The sequence below is a fragment of the Rhizobium sp. TAL182 genome, from assembly GCF_002117725.1.
GTDB classification, from domain to species: domain Bacteria; phylum Pseudomonadota; class Alphaproteobacteria; order Rhizobiales; family Rhizobiaceae; genus Rhizobium; species Rhizobium esperanzae.
On record NZ_CP021024.1, the window covers coordinates 3,947,523 to 3,962,784 of the forward strand.

At 61.8% G+C, this 15,262-nt stretch carries 15 protein-coding genes; 7 read left to right on the plus strand and 8 right to left on the minus strand.

The annotated features are described in order from the left end of the window. Nucleotides 1-6 precede the first annotated feature (6 nt). Nucleotides 7-1,113, minus strand: a complete 1,107-nt coding sequence (locus Tal182_RS19690) for a TRAP transporter substrate-binding protein (RefSeq protein WP_064804998.1) — start codon at nucleotides 1,111-1,113, stop codon at nucleotides 7-9. A 291-nt stretch (nucleotides 1,114-1,404) separates the two neighbouring features. On the opposite strand from Tal182_RS19690, the gene Tal182_RS19695 reads away from it, so the two are divergent. Further along, entirely contained in the window at nucleotides 1,405-2,184 is a 780-nt protein-coding gene (locus Tal182_RS19695; RefSeq protein ID WP_064805000.1) for a gamma-glutamyl-gamma-aminobutyrate hydrolase family protein, read from the plus strand. Between the two features lie 89 nt (nucleotides 2,185-2,273). Here Tal182_RS19695 and Tal182_RS19700 read toward each other — a convergent pair whose 3' ends face one another. The 3 genes from Tal182_RS19700 to Tal182_RS19710 form a co-directional block, all read right to left on the minus strand. Further along, nucleotides 2,274-3,239 (minus strand): 2-hydroxyacid dehydrogenase, encoded by a 966-nt coding sequence (locus Tal182_RS19700; protein WP_085860479.1) that lies wholly within the window; start codon nucleotides 3,237-3,239, stop codon nucleotides 2,274-2,276. A 26-nt stretch (nucleotides 3,240-3,265) separates the two neighbouring features. Next, nucleotides 3,266-4,288 carry a LacI family DNA-binding transcriptional regulator gene (locus Tal182_RS19705; protein ID WP_064805004.1) on the minus strand — a complete coding sequence of 341 codons (1,023 nt, stop codon included), beginning with the start codon at nucleotides 4,286-4,288 and terminating at the stop codon, nucleotides 3,266-3,268. Between the two features lie 118 nt (nucleotides 4,289-4,406). Beyond that, a complete protein-coding gene (locus tag Tal182_RS19710; RefSeq protein WP_064811359.1) occupies nucleotides 4,407-4,919 on the minus strand; it encodes a MarR family transcriptional regulator in 513 nt (170 codons plus the stop codon). An 85-nt stretch (nucleotides 4,920-5,004) separates the two neighbouring features. On the opposite strand from Tal182_RS19710, the gene Tal182_RS19715 reads away from it, so the two are divergent. The 5 genes from Tal182_RS19715 (at nucleotide 5,005) to cysE (ending at nucleotide 9,441) form a co-directional block, all read left to right on the plus strand. Beyond that, the gene (locus tag Tal182_RS19715; protein ID WP_085860480.1) at nucleotides 5,005-5,793 is read left to right on the plus strand and encodes a creatininase family protein; all 789 of its coding nucleotides are present in this window, start codon (nucleotides 5,005-5,007) and stop codon (nucleotides 5,791-5,793) included. Between the two features lie 145 nt (nucleotides 5,794-5,938). Further along, nucleotides 5,939-7,033, plus strand: coding sequence for a GTP-binding protein (locus Tal182_RS19720; RefSeq protein ID WP_064811361.1), 1,095 nt, complete (start codon nucleotides 5,939-5,941; stop codon nucleotides 7,031-7,033). After that, nucleotides 7,033-8,022, plus strand: coding sequence for a WD40 repeat domain-containing protein (locus tag Tal182_RS19725; protein WP_085860481.1), 990 nt, complete (start codon nucleotides 7,033-7,035; stop codon nucleotides 8,020-8,022). The genes Tal182_RS19720 and Tal182_RS19725 overlap by 1 nt, the downstream gene beginning before the upstream one ends. Nucleotides 8,023-8,038: 16 nt before the next feature. Further along, a complete protein-coding gene (locus tag Tal182_RS19730; RefSeq protein ID WP_085860482.1) occupies nucleotides 8,039-8,533 on the plus strand; it encodes a GNAT family N-acetyltransferase in 495 nt (164 codons plus the stop codon). Between the two features lie 89 nt (nucleotides 8,534-8,622). Further along, nucleotides 8,623-9,441 carry a serine O-acetyltransferase gene (gene cysE, locus Tal182_RS19735; protein WP_085860483.1) on the plus strand — a complete coding sequence of 273 codons (819 nt, stop codon included), beginning with the start codon at nucleotides 8,623-8,625 and terminating at the stop codon, nucleotides 9,439-9,441. Nucleotides 9,442-9,469: 28 nt separating this feature from the next. Here the strand turns inward: cysE and Tal182_RS19740 are convergent, their stop codons facing one another. From Tal182_RS19740 to odc2, 4 genes are all read right to left on the minus strand, one after another. Continuing rightward, nucleotides 9,470-10,624 carry a GGDEF domain-containing protein gene (locus tag Tal182_RS19740; RefSeq protein ID WP_085860484.1) on the minus strand — a complete coding sequence of 385 codons (1,155 nt, stop codon included), beginning with the start codon at nucleotides 10,622-10,624 and terminating at the stop codon, nucleotides 9,470-9,472. 109 nt (nucleotides 10,625-10,733) lie between these two features. After that, a complete protein-coding gene (locus Tal182_RS19745; RefSeq protein ID WP_064806345.1) occupies nucleotides 10,734-11,759 on the minus strand; it encodes a serine hydrolase in 1,026 nt (341 codons plus the stop codon). A 220-nt stretch (nucleotides 11,760-11,979) separates the two neighbouring features. Then, nucleotides 11,980-12,570 carry an N-acetyltransferase gene (locus Tal182_RS19750; RefSeq protein WP_064811366.1) on the minus strand — a complete coding sequence of 197 codons (591 nt, stop codon included), beginning with the start codon at nucleotides 12,568-12,570 and terminating at the stop codon, nucleotides 11,980-11,982. 96 nt (nucleotides 12,571-12,666) lie between these two features. Continuing rightward, on the minus strand, nucleotides 12,667-13,800 hold the full coding sequence (gene odc2 / locus Tal182_RS19755; protein ID WP_085860485.1) for an ornithine/lysine decarboxylase: 1,134 nt from the start codon (nucleotides 13,798-13,800) through the stop codon (nucleotides 12,667-12,669). A gap of 528 nt (nucleotides 13,801-14,328) precedes the next feature. On the opposite strand from odc2, the gene Tal182_RS19760 reads away from it, so the two are divergent. Next, a complete protein-coding gene (locus Tal182_RS19760) occupies nucleotides 14,329-15,222 on the plus strand; it encodes a LysR family transcriptional regulator (protein ID WP_064805022.1) in 894 nt (297 codons plus the stop codon). Nucleotides 15,223-15,262: the final 40 nt, after the last annotated feature.

The window sequence follows — 15,262 nt, forward strand, 5'->3', positions numbered from 1 at the left end:
GAAAGCCTAGAGCTTTCCGGCCCGCTGCTGAATCATCATGAACGTATCGAAGGTGTATTCCGAAAGCTGCATCCACAGATAGGCGTCGCGCTTGAAGGCGGTCTGATCCTCGTAGATCTTCTTGAAATACTGGTTGTTGGCCGAGATTTCGCCGTAGATGCCCATTGCCGCCTGGAAGCAGGCTTCCATGATCTCCTGGCTGAACGGGCGCAACGTCGCACCCTCCGCAACGAGCTGTTTTAGCGCCGTCGGGTTCTTCATATCGTATTTCGCCAGCATGTTGGTGTTGGCGAAGGCGCAGGCGTCGGTGAGCGCTGCCTGATAATGCTTCGGCAGGTTGCTCCATTTATCCAGATTGAAGAAGGCGTGCACCGTCGGGCCGCCTTCCCACCAGCCCGGGTAATAGTAGTATTTCGCCACTTTGTGGAAGCCGAGCTTCAGGTCGTCATAGGGACCGACGAACTCAGCCGCATCGATCGTGCCCTTTTCAAGCGCCGGGTAGATGTCGCCGCCGGCGATCTGCTGCGGGACGACGCCGACCTTCTCCATGATGCGTCCGGCAAGGCCGGCAATGCGCATCTTCACGCCCTTCAGATCGTCAAGCGTATTGATTTCCTTGCGGAACCAGCCGCCCATCTGTGCGCCGGTATTGCCGGCCGGCAGGGCATACATGCCCTGCGTGGCGTAGAACTCGTTCATCAGCGTATTGCCGTTGCCTTCGTAGAACCAGGCGTTGGTCAGGCGGCTGTTCAATCCAAACGGGATGGCTGTTCCGAAGGCATAGGCCGGATCCTTGCCGACGAAATAATAGGAGGTGGTGTGGGCTGCCTCGACGGTCCCGGCGGCCACCGCATCGACAGCCTGCAGGCCCGGCACGACTTCACCGGCCGCGAAAGGCTGGATGGTGAAATTGCCGTCGGTCGCGGCGGCAACATGCTTGGCGATGTCTTCGGCACCGCCATAGATCGTATCCAAGCTCTTCGGAAACGACGACGTCATGCGCCACGCGATCTTTGGATTCTCTTGCGCGATCGCAGGCGCTGCCAGCGCCGTTGCGGCAACCGCGCCGGCACTGGCGGTTCCCGCCTTCTTGAAAAACGAACGACGATCCATCAAAAAACCTCCCGTATAGATGGCACTGCGCGGCCAATCTTCATCCCTACCCGCAGCGAGGGCAGAGCTAAGCATGGAGGGGGCCGCGATTCAAGCTTTAGTCTATTAGCCTTTGGCATCAGGATAGCAATAGGGAGTGCGCGAGGCGCCCATCAAAATCAGCAGCTTAGCGCGAGCCCCGGAGCCGCGGCGTCGTTTGCGGCGCAATGGGTCATCGGACAAAACCAGACGTTGACTTCACGGTGGTTCTGGCGGCAAAAACGACGAGCAGAAGATTTTACCGGTGCAAACATGACGAAACCGATCGTTGCCATTCCTGCCGATATCCGCAGCTTCGACGGCGCGACCTGGCATGCCGTCCAGCATCAATATCTCAGTGCCGCATTGAATGCGGCCGGCGTCATGGCCTTCATGATCCCTGCCTTCGAGGCAGGCTACGATCCCGACGCGGTGCTCGACCGCGTCGATGGTCTGCTCGTATCGGGCTCAGCCAGCAATGTGCATCCCTCGCTTTACGGCGCCGAGGCGACCGACCGGGACGGCCCCTTCGACCCGGCCCGCGATGCCACCAGCCTGCCGCTCATTCGCCGCGCCATCGACCGCGCCATCCCGCTGCTCGCCATCTGTCGCGGCATTCAGGAACTGAACGTCGCTCTCGGCGGTTCGCTGGCAAGCGAGATCCACGAGCAGCCCGGAGTCTGGGACCATCGCCGGCCGGAGGGCGTCGACCGCGACGGCATGTACGCCATCCGCCAGACCGTCCATGTCAAGGAAGGCTCCTGCATATCAGGCATTCTCGGCCCGGGCGATATCCGCGTGAATTCGCTGCATCGCCAGGCGATCGCCAGAACCGCGCCGCGCCTGCAGGTGGAAGCGACCGCCGAAGACGGCACGGTGGAGGCCGTTTCCGTCATCGATGCCGGGGCCTTCGCCGTCGGCGTACAATGGCATCCGGAATATTGGGCCGAAACCGACAAGGCGTCGAACCGGCTGTTTGCCGCCTTCGGCGACGCCGTCCGCGGCTACGCCGCCGGCAAACTGGCGGCTGTCGCCGCGCAGGCGATCGCCTAGCGCATCGAACATCGGTGCCGATTTCCGGAAAGAACAAGCGTCTTTTGTGCGTCCTCAGGGACGCACGACGGTCTCGGAGGCAGCTGAACTCAGTCTCGGTCGAACTTTTGCGGCGTTTCCGGCACCGGCGTCAGCGCCGCCCCCCTCTCGAACCAGGCGATAAGATTGTCGGCGACCAGGTCGGCCATCGCCATGCGCGTGGGCACGGAGGCCGAGGCAACGTGCGGCAGCAGCACGGCGTTGGCCGGCTCCAACAGTCCGGACGGCACGCTCGGCTCTTCGTAAAAGACGTCGAGGCCGGCAGCACCGAGCGCGCCTGACGCGAGGGCGGCACTCAGCGCTTCTTCATCAACCGTCCAGCCGCGGCCCACATTGACGAGAATTCCGTTCGGACCGAGAGCGGCCAGGATATCGGCATCGATCGTCTTATGCGTCTGCGGCGTCTTCGGAACAATGGCGATCAGCGTGTCCACTGCCTCCGCCAATCCCTTCAACGTCGGGTGATAATCGTAGGGCGCGTCCGCATGGCGCGAACGTGTGTGATAACTGATCTTCACCTTGAACGGCTCCAGCCGCCTGGCGATCTCGAGCCCGATGCGGCCAAGGCCGTAGAGCCCGACATGACGGCCCTTGAGGGAGAACCGTGACAGCGGATAAGCCGTGCCCGGCTTCCAGTTGCCGGCACGCAGCCAGGCTTCGGCCCGCGGCAATTCGCGGACCGTGTTCAGGAGCAGGCCGATCGCCGTATCGGCAACCTCGTCGTTCAAAACGTCTGGCGTATTGGTGACGACGATGCCCTTTTCGGCCGCACGCTTCACATCCATGCCGTCATAACCGACGCCGAAACTGGCGATCACCTCGACACCAGGCAACTGGTCCATCCAGGCGCCGGGAAAAGCGCCGGAGACGGCGACGCCGCGGATGCGGCCGGCGGTGTCGCTGTCGAGCGCCAGCTTTTCCTCGCGGGCGACAGCGATGATTTCAAAACGATCATTCAGCCTTTCGAGAACACGTTCGTGTATCTTCCCGGGAACGAGAATGGCGATGCGGGACATGGCTTTCCTCTTGGACAGAGTCTGGTTCAGGCGCGGGGCCGATGGGGACTGGTCGACTGGCGGATGCGCATTTCCGGCTTGATCAAATGCATGCCGTCCGGTTCGTGGCTGCCGGCAAGACGGTCGAGAAGCGCGCGCGCGGCCAGACGGCCGACTTCGGTCTGGCCGTTCCAGACGGTTGTCAGCGCCGGCGTGGCAATCGAGGCCTCCTCGAGATCGTCATAACCGGTGACGGAGATATCCCGGCCCGGCACCAGGCCGGCGCGGGCAATGCCGTTCATCAGGCCGATCGCGACGAGATCGTTCCAGCAAACGGCCGCCGTCGGCTTCTGCGGCAGCGAGAGGAAATGCACCGCCGCCTCGAAACCGCCCTGCTTCGAGCGGGGCCCCGGAATGCGCAGATTCGGATCGACTTCGATGCCCGCCTTGCGCAGGGCGTTGACATAGCCCTGGTAGCGGTCGCGGCCGGTGGATGTCTGGTCCGTACCGCCGATCATGGCGATCGAGCGGTGGCCGAGGCCGATCAGGTGGTTGGTGGCAAGCGAGATGCCGTAGCTGTCGTCGCCGCGATAGGTCGGCAGGTCCTGCCCCTCCATCGAGCGGGCAACGAGGATCGCCGGCATACCGTTTTCTTCCGCCAGTTGCACGTCCTCCGGCGGCGTGCCGATCGCCGGCGACATGATGACGCCGTCGCCGCCGAGCTGCAGGAGCGTCTCGATGAAGGTGCGCTGTTTCTCGACATTGTCGTAGTGATTGGAAAGGATGAAGGTGTGGCGGCTGCGATCGAGCTCGCTTTCAATCGCCTTCAGGATCTCACCGTAGAACGGATTCATGATGTCGTGGACAACGACGCCGATGATGCCGGAGCGCGAGGTACGCAGGCTGGCGGCACGGCGATTGTAGATGTAGCCGAGCGCGCGCGCCTGCTCCTTGATCTTCTCCCGCGTATTGCCGGCAACCAGCGGACTGTCGCGCAAGGCGAGCGACACGGTCGCCGTTGAAATGCCGAGCGTCTCGGCAATTGTCGAAAGCTTGATCTTCTGGGCCACGTGTCCTCCTCCAGGCAGCACGCAAGACAGCAAGACCACGCCGGAAACCGGCGCGGCCCTTAAACTGTTTAATTAAAAGATTTAACCGGCGGACGCAATTCGTCTTTCAGGAGAAATTTCAGTCTTCATCCGGCTCTTCGATGGCATGCGCTTCGGCCTGCAGATTGGCGTCGATCGCCTTCAGCAGGCGAACCAGATTGCGGATTTCCTTTTCTGAAAATTCCTGCGTCGCCAGCCTGTCGCAGGCCGAGGCCGCCATCTCGATCGCCCGCACGCTCTCACGGCCGAGCGCAGTGAGATAGACCTTGGTGAGGCGCGCATCCTCGGCATCGGGCTTGCGCTCGAGAAAGCCCTGCGCCTCCATGCGGCCAATCGTCCGTGTCATCGTCGGCGCCTTGACGCCGAGCTTTTGCGCAAGACCGCCCGCCGTCATGCCATCGCTCTCGGCAAGCGAGAGAATGACGCCGTCCTGGCCGGCATAGAGACCGCTTTCGAACAGGTTGCGCGAGAGCACCGTGCGCATGGAACGGGCCGCCTGGGTGAGCGCCGGAGAAAGATCGACAAGCGTGTACTCCGTCTGGTCCTTCTTCTTGGACTTGCTCTTCTTGCCGTCCTTATGCTTCTTTCCCATAGCCATCCCTTTGATCTTTAAGCCCCGACGCCGCTGCGATATGACATTGCCCATGATCTCGTCATAAACAAGAGGCAACGACCGGATGATGACGCCTTCGCCCCGCTTCGACGACAGCGGCTCGGTTCGCGCCCCCGGCGCACGCCGCCCGATCGCCGTGCTGCCGCTCGGCGCCCATGAGCAGCACGGCCCTCACCTGCCCTTCGAAACCGACACGCTGATTGCCGAAGGCATCGCCGGACGATTGAAGGCGGCCCTGCCCGCCGGCCTGCCGGTCACCTTCCTGCCCGCCGAATCGGTCGGCTATTCCATAGAGCACATGGATGTTGAAGGAACGAAGACGCTCGCCTTCGACGAAGCGGTTAACCGGTGGCTCGGCATTGCCGAAAGGCTGGCGAAGAGAGACATTCGCAAATTCGTGATGCTGAACGCCCATGGCGGCAATTCGCCTCTGATATCAGTCGTCGCGACCGAGGCGCGGGTCCGCTTTGCCATGCTGGCTGTGGCGACGAGCTGGACCCGTTTCGGCTTGCCGGATGGCGTGATTGCACCGGAGGAAAAGGCGATCGGTATCCATGGCGGCGATATCGAGACCTCCGTCATGCTGGCGCTTCACCCCGACAAGGTAGACATGGCAAAGGCTGAGGATTTTCCCTCGCGGCAGACGGAATTCGCCACCCGCTTCAAGCACCTGCGCGCCTACGGCCCGCATGCCTTCGGCTGGAAGATGTCGGATCTCAATAAATCGGGCGTCGCAGGCAATGCCGCGGTTGCGACGGCCGAAAAGGGCGAGGCGCTGATTGCCCATGCGGTGAAGGGGCTGGTGGAACTTCTGGAGGATGTCGATGTATTCGACCTCGGTGAGCTCCGTTGAAAAGCGATCATCCGCATCGCGCGGCGATGTGATCTTATAACATATAAAATCCTTTGAACTGCCGTGCCCATGCCATTATATGAGACCAACCGCTCAAGCGGCCGATCCTACGCCGTTCGGCCGTACGCCTAATTTAGAGGTTCTCATGACCGACGCGATCTCCACCCAGAAGCCTATTCCCGTCACCGTGCTCACCGGTTATCTCGGTGCCGGAAAGACGACCTTGCTCAACCGCATCCTCTCCGAAAACCACGGCAAAAAATATGCGGTTATCGTCAACGAGTTCGGCGAAATCGGCATCGACAACGACCTGATCGTCGAGTCGGATGAAGAAATCTACGAGATGAATAACGGCTGCGTCTGTTGCACGGTGCGCGGCGACCTGATCCGCGTCGTCGAAGGCCTGATGCGCCGCCCCGGCCGTTTCGACGGCATCATCGTCGAGACGACCGGCCTTGCCGATCCGGTACCGGTCGCCCAGACCTTCTTCATGGACGATGACGTTCGCGCCAAGACCGAGCTCGACGCCGTCATCGCCCTCGTCGACGCCAAGCACTTGCCGCTGCGCCTGAAGGACAGCCGCGAGGCCGAAGACCAGATCGCCTTCGCCGACGTCGTCGTCATCAACAAGAGCGACCTCGTGACCCCGGACGAACTGGATGTGATCGAAGACATCGTCCGCGCCATCAACCCGGCTGCCCGCGTCTACAAGACCAGCCGCTCCGGCGTCGATCTCGCCCGCGTGCTCGATCAGGGCGCCTTCAACCTGGAGCGCGCGCTCGAAAACGATCCGCATTTTCTGGAACACGGCCATGACGACCACGTCTGCGGCCCGGATTGCGATCATGATCACCATGATCACGACCACCACCATCATGGCCATGATCACGATCATCATGGGCACGACCATCATCATGGCGCGATGTCCGCGATCCATGATGTGACGGTGCAGTCGGTGTCGCTGCGCGGCGGCGAGATGAATCCCGAGCGCTTCTTCCCGTGGATTCAGAAAGTCACCCAGGTGCAGGGCCCGAACATTCTTCGCCTCAAGGGCATCATCGCCTTCAAAGACGATCCCCAGCGTTACGTCGTCCAGGGCGTGCACATGATCATCGAGGGTGATCACCAGCGGCCGTGGAAGGATGGCGAGAAGCATGAAAGCCGTCTCGTCTTCATCGGCCGCGATCTCGACCGCGAAAAACTCGAGGCTTCGTTCAAGGCCTGCGAGGCAGCCGCCTGATGCCGACAGTTGCGCCGCTTGATCTCGACGGCCACATTCTGGCCGTCGAATTTTTAGGTGATGTTCCCTTCTTCGCAAACGCAAACGGCACGTTTCACCGGCTGGACGGCGGCGAGAGGGTTTCAGAAGCCCATCTGGGCATGCTCACCGCGATCCGCGATCCTTATACCGACAGCCTGATCTCCGGCGGCGAGGACGGCAAGGTCCTGCGCACCGCCGCCGACGGCAGCGTCAGCGAACTCGCGACCGCACCGCGCAAATGGATTTCGCAGGTCGCGGCCGGCCCGCAAGGCGCCATCGCTTATTCTTACGGCAAAAGTTCGCTCGTGCGCCTTGCCGACGGCACGACCAAGGAATTTCCCGAGGAGCGCACCGTCGAAGGCCTCGCCTTCGCGCCGAAGGGTCTACGCATCGCCGCTGCCCGTTACAACGGCGTGTCGCTGCATTGGGTCGGTATGAGCGCTAAACCGGTCGATCTCGAATGGAAGGGCGCGCATACCGGCGTCACCTTCTCGCCGGATGGTAATTTCCTCGTCACCTCGATGCAGGAAAACGCGCTGCACGGCTGGAAGCTCGATAGCAAGCCCGGCGCCGAAGCCCGCCACATGCGCATGACCGGCTATCCCGCCAAGGTGAAATCCCTCTCTTGGTCGGTCAAGGGCAAATGGCTCGCCTCCTCGGGCGCGCCGGCGGCCATCGTCTGGCCTTTCCAGGGCAAGGACGGGCCGATGGGCAAGGCGCCGCTGGAACTCGGCACCCGCGCCAACATCATGGCGACCTCGGTGAAATTCCATCCGCTGGAAGATATCCTCGCCATCGGCTTCGTTGACGGCATGATCCTGGCTGTGCGCGTTGCCGACAACAAGGAAGCGCTGCTGCGCCGCCCGGGCAAGGGCGCGATCACGGCGATGAGCTGGAGCAGGGACGGCAAGCTGCTTGCTTTCGCCTCGGAAGCCGGCGATTGCGGCGTCGTCGACATTTCGGCCTGAGGCCGCCTTGCCGGCAATGGATGGCGCCTTGACGGAACCCGAACTCGTGACGCTCGGCGCCGACCACATGCGGGCTGCGGTTGAGATCAGGCGCGTGGCGCTCTGGCAGCGCCTGCCCTGGCTGCCCGTTCTGCACACGCCTGAGGAAGAAGAGCAGTATTGGCGCATGCATCTCCTGCCGAACTGCACGATCCTCGGCGCCGCCATGGCAAACAAACTCGTCGGCGTCATCGCCTATGGCGATAACTGGATAGAGCAGTTTTACGTTCTCCCCGACTTCCAGGCCATGGGCATCGGCTCCCTCCTCCTCGGCTGCGCCAGGGAGGAGATGAATGAGATCCGGCTCTGGACATTCCAGCGCAATACGGGCGCACGCGCTTTCTACGAGCGGCATGGCTTTACCGCCGAGGAAGAGACCGACGGCGCCGACAACGAGGAAAAAGAGCCTGACGTGCTCTATCATTGGCGCCGTCTTCCCAAACCGACGCTCAGCCTGAAACCGTCCGATTAGAAGATCGGGCTTGCCAAATGCCTTGGCCGGGCGAAACATGAAAATCCACGCAGGCATTGCCTGCGCCGTGGCTGACAGAGGAAACGTCAATGCCGAAATCGACCGGCCTCGGCTTGGCCGAGCAACAGCCGCAATCCTCGGGCGGCGTATCCATCTGGGCCGTGATCCGCGCCGAGGCGGGCGAGCTTGCCGTGCGCGAGCCGATATTGCAGCGACTGCTTGCCGAGCAGGTGACGGACGCTGCCGGCAGCAATGAGATCCTCGCCCGTGTGCTGACCGCGCGGCTTTCGGTGCCGCAAGTTGAAACGGGCGATTTGTTCGACCTCATCCTGTCCACGCTTGATGACGACATCATGCGGAAAGTCGAGGCAGATCTCGCCGCCGTGCGCGAGCGTGATCCGGCCTGCACGACGTTTCTGCACGCGCTTCTGAACCTCAAGGGCTTCCATGCGCTGCAGACCCATCGCATCGCCCATGCGCTCTGGAACGGCGGCCGCCCGGAAATCGCCACATGGCTCGCCAATCTGGCCTCGCTGGTCTTCGGCCCGGATATCCATCCGGCAGCCCAGATCGGCGCCGCCATCATGCTCGACCATGGCTCGGGCATCGTCATCGGCGAAACGGCGGTGATCGAAGACGAAGTATCGATCCTGCAGAACGTCACGCTCGGCGGCACCGGGAAGGAGACGGGCGACCGTCATCCGAAGATCCGCCACGGCGTCATGATCGGCGCGGGCGCCAAGATCCTCGGCAATATCGAAATCGGCGCCTTCAGCAAAATCGCCGCCGGCAGTGTCGTGCTGAAGCCGGTCCCCGAACATTGCACGGTCGCCGGCGTGCCGGCCGCCGTCGTTCGTATCCACCGTACCGACGAAATCCCGGCCGAGACGATGGATCAGAATATTTAGGTAATCCCTACAGGGTCGAGCGCACGCGCTATGCCGCTTGCTGGTTTTCCCAAAAGGCTTCAACGCGATTTCGGCCTTCGCGCTTCGAGCGATAGAGCGCCTCATCGGCCTTGTGCACGAGCCGTTCGAAATCTCCGCCGCCTTCCCGCGTGGCGACGCCGATGCTGAGCGTCGGAAAGACGGCGAGATCCGGCCGCTGCATGGCGGCGGCGGCGAAGTCGAGACGGATGCGCTCGGCAATCGCCATCGCATCTTCCTGTGAGATGTTTTTCAGCACCGCCAGGAACTCGTCCCCGCCTTGGCGGGCGAGCAGATCGCTTGAGCGCATGATGCCCTTGGAAAGGCTGGCAAAAAGCCGCAGGATGTCATCACCAGCGGCGTGGCCGTGCCTGTCGTTCAGCTGCTTGAAATGATCGATATCGATGATCAGCAGTGATATCGGCTGGGAAGCGAGAGCGGGTAAATGCTGGGCAAGGCCGCCCCGATTGAGCGCGCCGGTCAGCAAATCGTGATGGGCGAGTTCGGTCAGCTGATTGCGGCTGCACTCGGCCGCCATCAGCACCATGGCCATGCTGCGCAGCATGATGAAAGCCACCGCCGATACCGCCATCCAGCTATGGACCACGCTGCCGCCGAATGGATCCGGCCCGCCGATCTCACCGGTTGCCGCGAGCATGCTGCGCACCGCAAAGATCATGGCGGTGCAGACATAGAGGCCGACGAGCAGACCGGCTGAATAGAGCTTCTCGCGGCGGACGATGCTGATCGCCTCCCTTGCGACCGCAAGATCGCAAAGGCAGCAGATGACGGAGGCGTAGAGGAGCCTTGCCGAGACCGCTGCGGGATCGCTGACGATAAGCACGACAGGCACGCTGACGAGAACGATGGCAAGCCAGAAAGTGCGCTGGTCGAGAACCCGTCCTGAAAAGACGCGCACGGCAAAAAACATCAGCATATAGCCGATGATCGTGACGACGTTACCGCCGTCGACCGAAACCGCATAGGGAACGAGATTGCGCAGCGCGACGAGGAAGGAACCGACACCGACGAAGAGGTTGCTCAAGCCCCACCAAAGCGGCCACCTCTCGAAGCGCCCCGTCGCATAGGCTGCAAGCTGGAGAATGCCCAGCACGAAGCAGCTTACGGCAACAATGAAATAGATCGTCCTGAGATCCAGTAGCATGGTGCTTTTCCGAGGTTCTGGTCGCGGAACCTACAGCAAGCATTTTGCGGTTTGATTGGAGCCTTCGTTAAGAATTGAACGAAAGGCGGTTTTCCCTGCGCCGCTGTGGTCAAGCCGCCCGCACCGTGCCGATAATGTCGGCCAGCAGACCGTGCAGCAAATCGCGGTAGCCGTTTCGGGCCGAAGGACCGCTCTCTTCCGAGGTCATCACGACGGTCAGATCGAGCGACGGCACGATGTAAAGCATCTGGCCGCCATAACCCCAGCCGAAATGCACCTGCTCGCCGCCGATCTCACGTGTGAACCAGCCATAGCCATATTCGTCGCCGGAGAAGCGTGAATTGGTGCGGCGCTGCCAGGATTGCACGATCCAGTCGGCGGGCACCACCTGCACTCCCTCCGCTGTGCGCCCGCCATTGCGATAAAGCTCGCCGAAAGCAAGCAGGGAGCGTGCGCTCATCGCCATCTGATTGCCGCCGAGATAGATGCCCTGCGGGTCGCGCTCCCATGCGCCGATGCGGAAACCCTCGATTGGGCCGAGCCAATCGCGCGCCAGCGCCAGGGTCGACCTGCCGCTGACCTTGGTTAGAATGGCCGAAAGCAGATGCGTGGATGCGGTGGAATAGAGCATCTCTCCGCCGGGCTGATCGACAAAAGGCTGCGAAAGGGCAAAGCGCACCCAGTTGCGCGACGAGACCCAGCGGCCATAATTCGGTCCGGACATGCGATCGAGTCCCGCCTGCATGGAGAGAAGATTGCCGATGCTGATGTCGTTGAGGCGCGGATCAGGCGATGAGGGAAGATCGGCCTTCAGGATCGGCGCGATCTTCTGGTCCGGCCCATCCAGCAGTCCTTTGCCGATCGCGATACCGACAAGCGCCGAAATGATCGATTTCGAAGCGGATTTGATATTGGTCGTTTCCGACGGCGAATGACCGTGGAAGCCGCGTTCGGTGAGAACGCGTCCGTTGCGAGCGACGACCACCGTCTTGAGCGGTCGCAGCGCCGGATCGCTCGCCGCTTGGTCGAGACGCGGACCAAGCCCGGCGGCGGACGCCGTGCTCTGGGCGGACGCCAGGCCTGTTGCGCCAAACGGCAGGCAGAAGAAAAGCAGAAGGGAAAAAATCCGGATCATGCGACGCATGATAGGGTATCGCCGCAGCATCTTCGTGTGCCCATGGCACTTTTCACGCGATCGTGTCTGCTGGTGAGCCGATTATTCGCACGCCTCACCGCCCTGCCACGGAAAGACAATCCGCGCCGCAACCATGGCAGACCCGCCTGCCTGCATGATCAAGCGGCGCGGACGTCGCCGGCCTGGGAAAGAGATTCCCCACTTGCCGGCGGCGCGCATCTCAAGCTGCGCGGCGAACCGGCGCGCTGGCCAGCATGCGTCCCGAGGGGACGATCATGCCAGCCGCGCCATCAAGCCAGCCTTCGGTGAGCTCAAGCGCGAGAAAGCGCGAGCGTTCGAACGGACCCGGCATGACAAGATGGCGAGCCTTTTCAGCGAAGAAGCCGAAGCGCTCGTAATAGGCGGCATCGCCGACGAGCAGGACGGCGCCATGCCCGCGGTTCTTCGCCTCGAGGATCGCCGCGCGCATTAGGGCCGAGCCGACGCCCTTGCCGCCGTGACGGCAATCGACGGCCAGCGGACCGAGCAGCAGCGCGTTGATCGGCGTGCCTTCGGCGTTGACGCCGGCCTCGACGTTCCAGAGCCGCACCGTGCCGATCAGATGGCCGTCGCGGTCACGCGCGACCAGCGCAAGTCCTTCGGCCGGAATACGGTTGCGGCGGATTTTCTCCGACGACTTCTTGCGGCGGTCAGTGCCCATGACGCGATCGAGCAGGTTTTCACGCGCGACGACATCCGACGGATTTTCGGCGTCGATGGTGAAAATGGAGGGCGCAAAGAATGCGCGGACAGAATCAAGAACAGCGGCCATCGTGGCCTCCCGCACTCAAAACCGTTTCAGACGGTGACTTCGGAGAATTGTGGATTTGCCGCCCCGGCTGGTTACGGGACTAGCAGAGACAAGACCTTAAATGACGTAGGCCTTCAGCGGCTCGAAGCCGTTGAAAGCGACTGCCGAGTAGGTCGTCGTATAGGCGCCGGTGCCTTCGATCAGGACCTCGTCGCCGATCGTCAGAGACAGCGGCAGCGGATAGAGGTTCTTTTCATACAGCACGTCGGCCGAGTCGCAGGTCGGGCCAGCGATCACACAGGGCTCCATCTCGTCGCCGTCGCGCTCGGTGCGGATCGGGTAACGGATGGCCTCGTCCATGGTTTCGGCGAGACCGCCGAACTTGCCGATGTCGAGGAAGACCCAGCGGGCGTCGTCATTGTCCGACTTCTTGGAGATCAGCACGACTTCCGCCTTGATGACACCGGCATTGCCGACCATGCCACGACCCGGCTCGATGATCGTCTGCGGGATCTGGTTGCCGAAATGCGTGCGCAGCGCCTGGTAGATCGACTTGCCGTAAGCTTCCGCGGACGGAACGTCACGCAGATACTTGGTCGGGAAGCCGCCGCCCATGTTGACCATCTGCAGGTGGATGCCCTGCTTGGCAAGCTGAACGAAGACACGCTTGGCATCGGCAAGAGCCGAATCCCAGGCATCGACCTTGGTCATCTGCGAACCGACATGGAACGAGACGCCGTAGGACTGCAGGCCGAGTTGGTGGGCGTAGACAAGAACGTCGACCGCCATCTGCGGAACGCAGCCGAACTTGCGCGACAGCGGCCATTCGGCGCCTTCGCCATCGGTGAGCACGCGGCAGAAGACACGGGCGCCGGGAGCGGCGCGCGAGATCTTCTCGACTTCCTCGTGGCTGTCGACCGCAAAGAGGCTGACGCCGAGCGCATGAGCGCGAGCGACATCACGCTCCTTCTTGATCGTGTTGCCATAGGAGATGCGGGCGGCGGTCGCACCGGCTTCCAGCGCCATTTCGATTTCGGCAACGGATGCGCAATCGAAATTGGAACCAAGGTTGGCGAGCAGCTTCAGCACTTCCGGAGCCGGATTGGCCTTGACGGCGTAGTAGATGGCGCTATCCGGCATGGCGTGGCGGAAAGCGTGGAAATTGTCTCTGATAACATCGAGGTCAACCACGAGGCAGGGACCGTCGGGACGTCGGGTTGCGAGAAAGTCGCGGATGCGCTGGGTGGTCATATCAGTTCCCTCTTCCAGTTCCAGAGCTCCGGCATGAACCGGAGGACAAAGGGCATACGAGAACTCGCATTGGAACCAGCCGGTGGAGACCCCGGAACCATAGCAAGCGCTTGATGCGCGGATAATGAACCAACGCCGCAAACGCGGTGTAAGTTCGGCTTTGTCTGCCATGGATTGGAGGGAGAGTCCCAACCGCACTTCCGGCAATGATGGTGTGCCTCTTCAGTAACCCCCGCTGATGGAAAGCAGGGAGAGAACAAAAAGGCCCGCACCGTCGTTGCTTCAGGCGTCCTCGCATTTTCCGGTTGGCCGGAATAGCGACTGGAGGGGTTAATTCCAGGTACCTTACCGATTTCCTCACCAATTCGAGGGTTCGGCGGACACCCATGGGCACGTGCGACTTTGGGCTGACTGGGAGATAAGAATATTCGCCTTCATAATCAAGCGTTTTTTTCATCTTGCGGCCAAAAAATAATTGAACAAAACGGCCCGATTTGTTCAATATTCCAAAACACCTGTGGGGATTTCATGGACACCTTGACCCGCATACGCGCCTTCATCGATGTCGTCGAGGCTGAGGGCTTTTCCGCCGCCGCCCGGCGCACCGGCCGCTCGAAGGCGCTGCTGTCCAAATATGTGCGCGAACTGGAAGACGAGCTCGGCGCGTTGCTGCTCAACCGCACGACCCGGCAGTTCTCCATGACGGAGGCCGGCCACACCTATTATCGCAGCGCCTCCGATATTTTGAAAGAGATCGACAACCTTGCGGATCTCGTGCGCGAAAACAATGCACAGCTGAAGGGACGGTTGCGCGTCTCCGTTCCCCGCACCTTCGTCGACGCCGACGTCGGCCAGTCGCTGATCGATTTCGCCGGCGAAAACCCGGACCTTTCGCTGGAGATCGCCGCCGATGACCGGTTCGTCGATCTGATCGAGGAAGGCTTTGACGTCGCGATCCGCATCAGCAAGCTCGAAGATTCCGGCATGATCGCCCGCAAGATCTCCGATTTCCGCGTCCATCTCTGCGCCACCCCGGATTTTCTCGAGCGTCATCCCGATCTGGAGCATCCAAGCGACATTTCCAATCTTCCCTTTATCGTCGATACCAATTCACGCACCCAGGGCAGCATCCGCTTCCACAATCCTGACAACACAACCTTCGCCGTCGCCGTCTCGGGGCCAATCGAGGTCAACAGCCCGCACGCGACACTCCGCGCTGCCCTCGCCGGCATCGGCATCGCCCTCATTCCCGATTTCATCGCCCGTAAGCCGATCGAAAGCGGCGAGCTGGTGACGCTATTCAACGATTACATTCCGACCGACCGCGGCATCTATGCCGTCTACCCGCACCGGCGCTACCTGCCGGCCAAGGTGAGGATCTTTGTCGATTACCTGCACAACTGGTTCAAGAAGCATCCGTGAGATCTGCACGGCAAGACCGGCCCGGCCGGACGATGGAGTG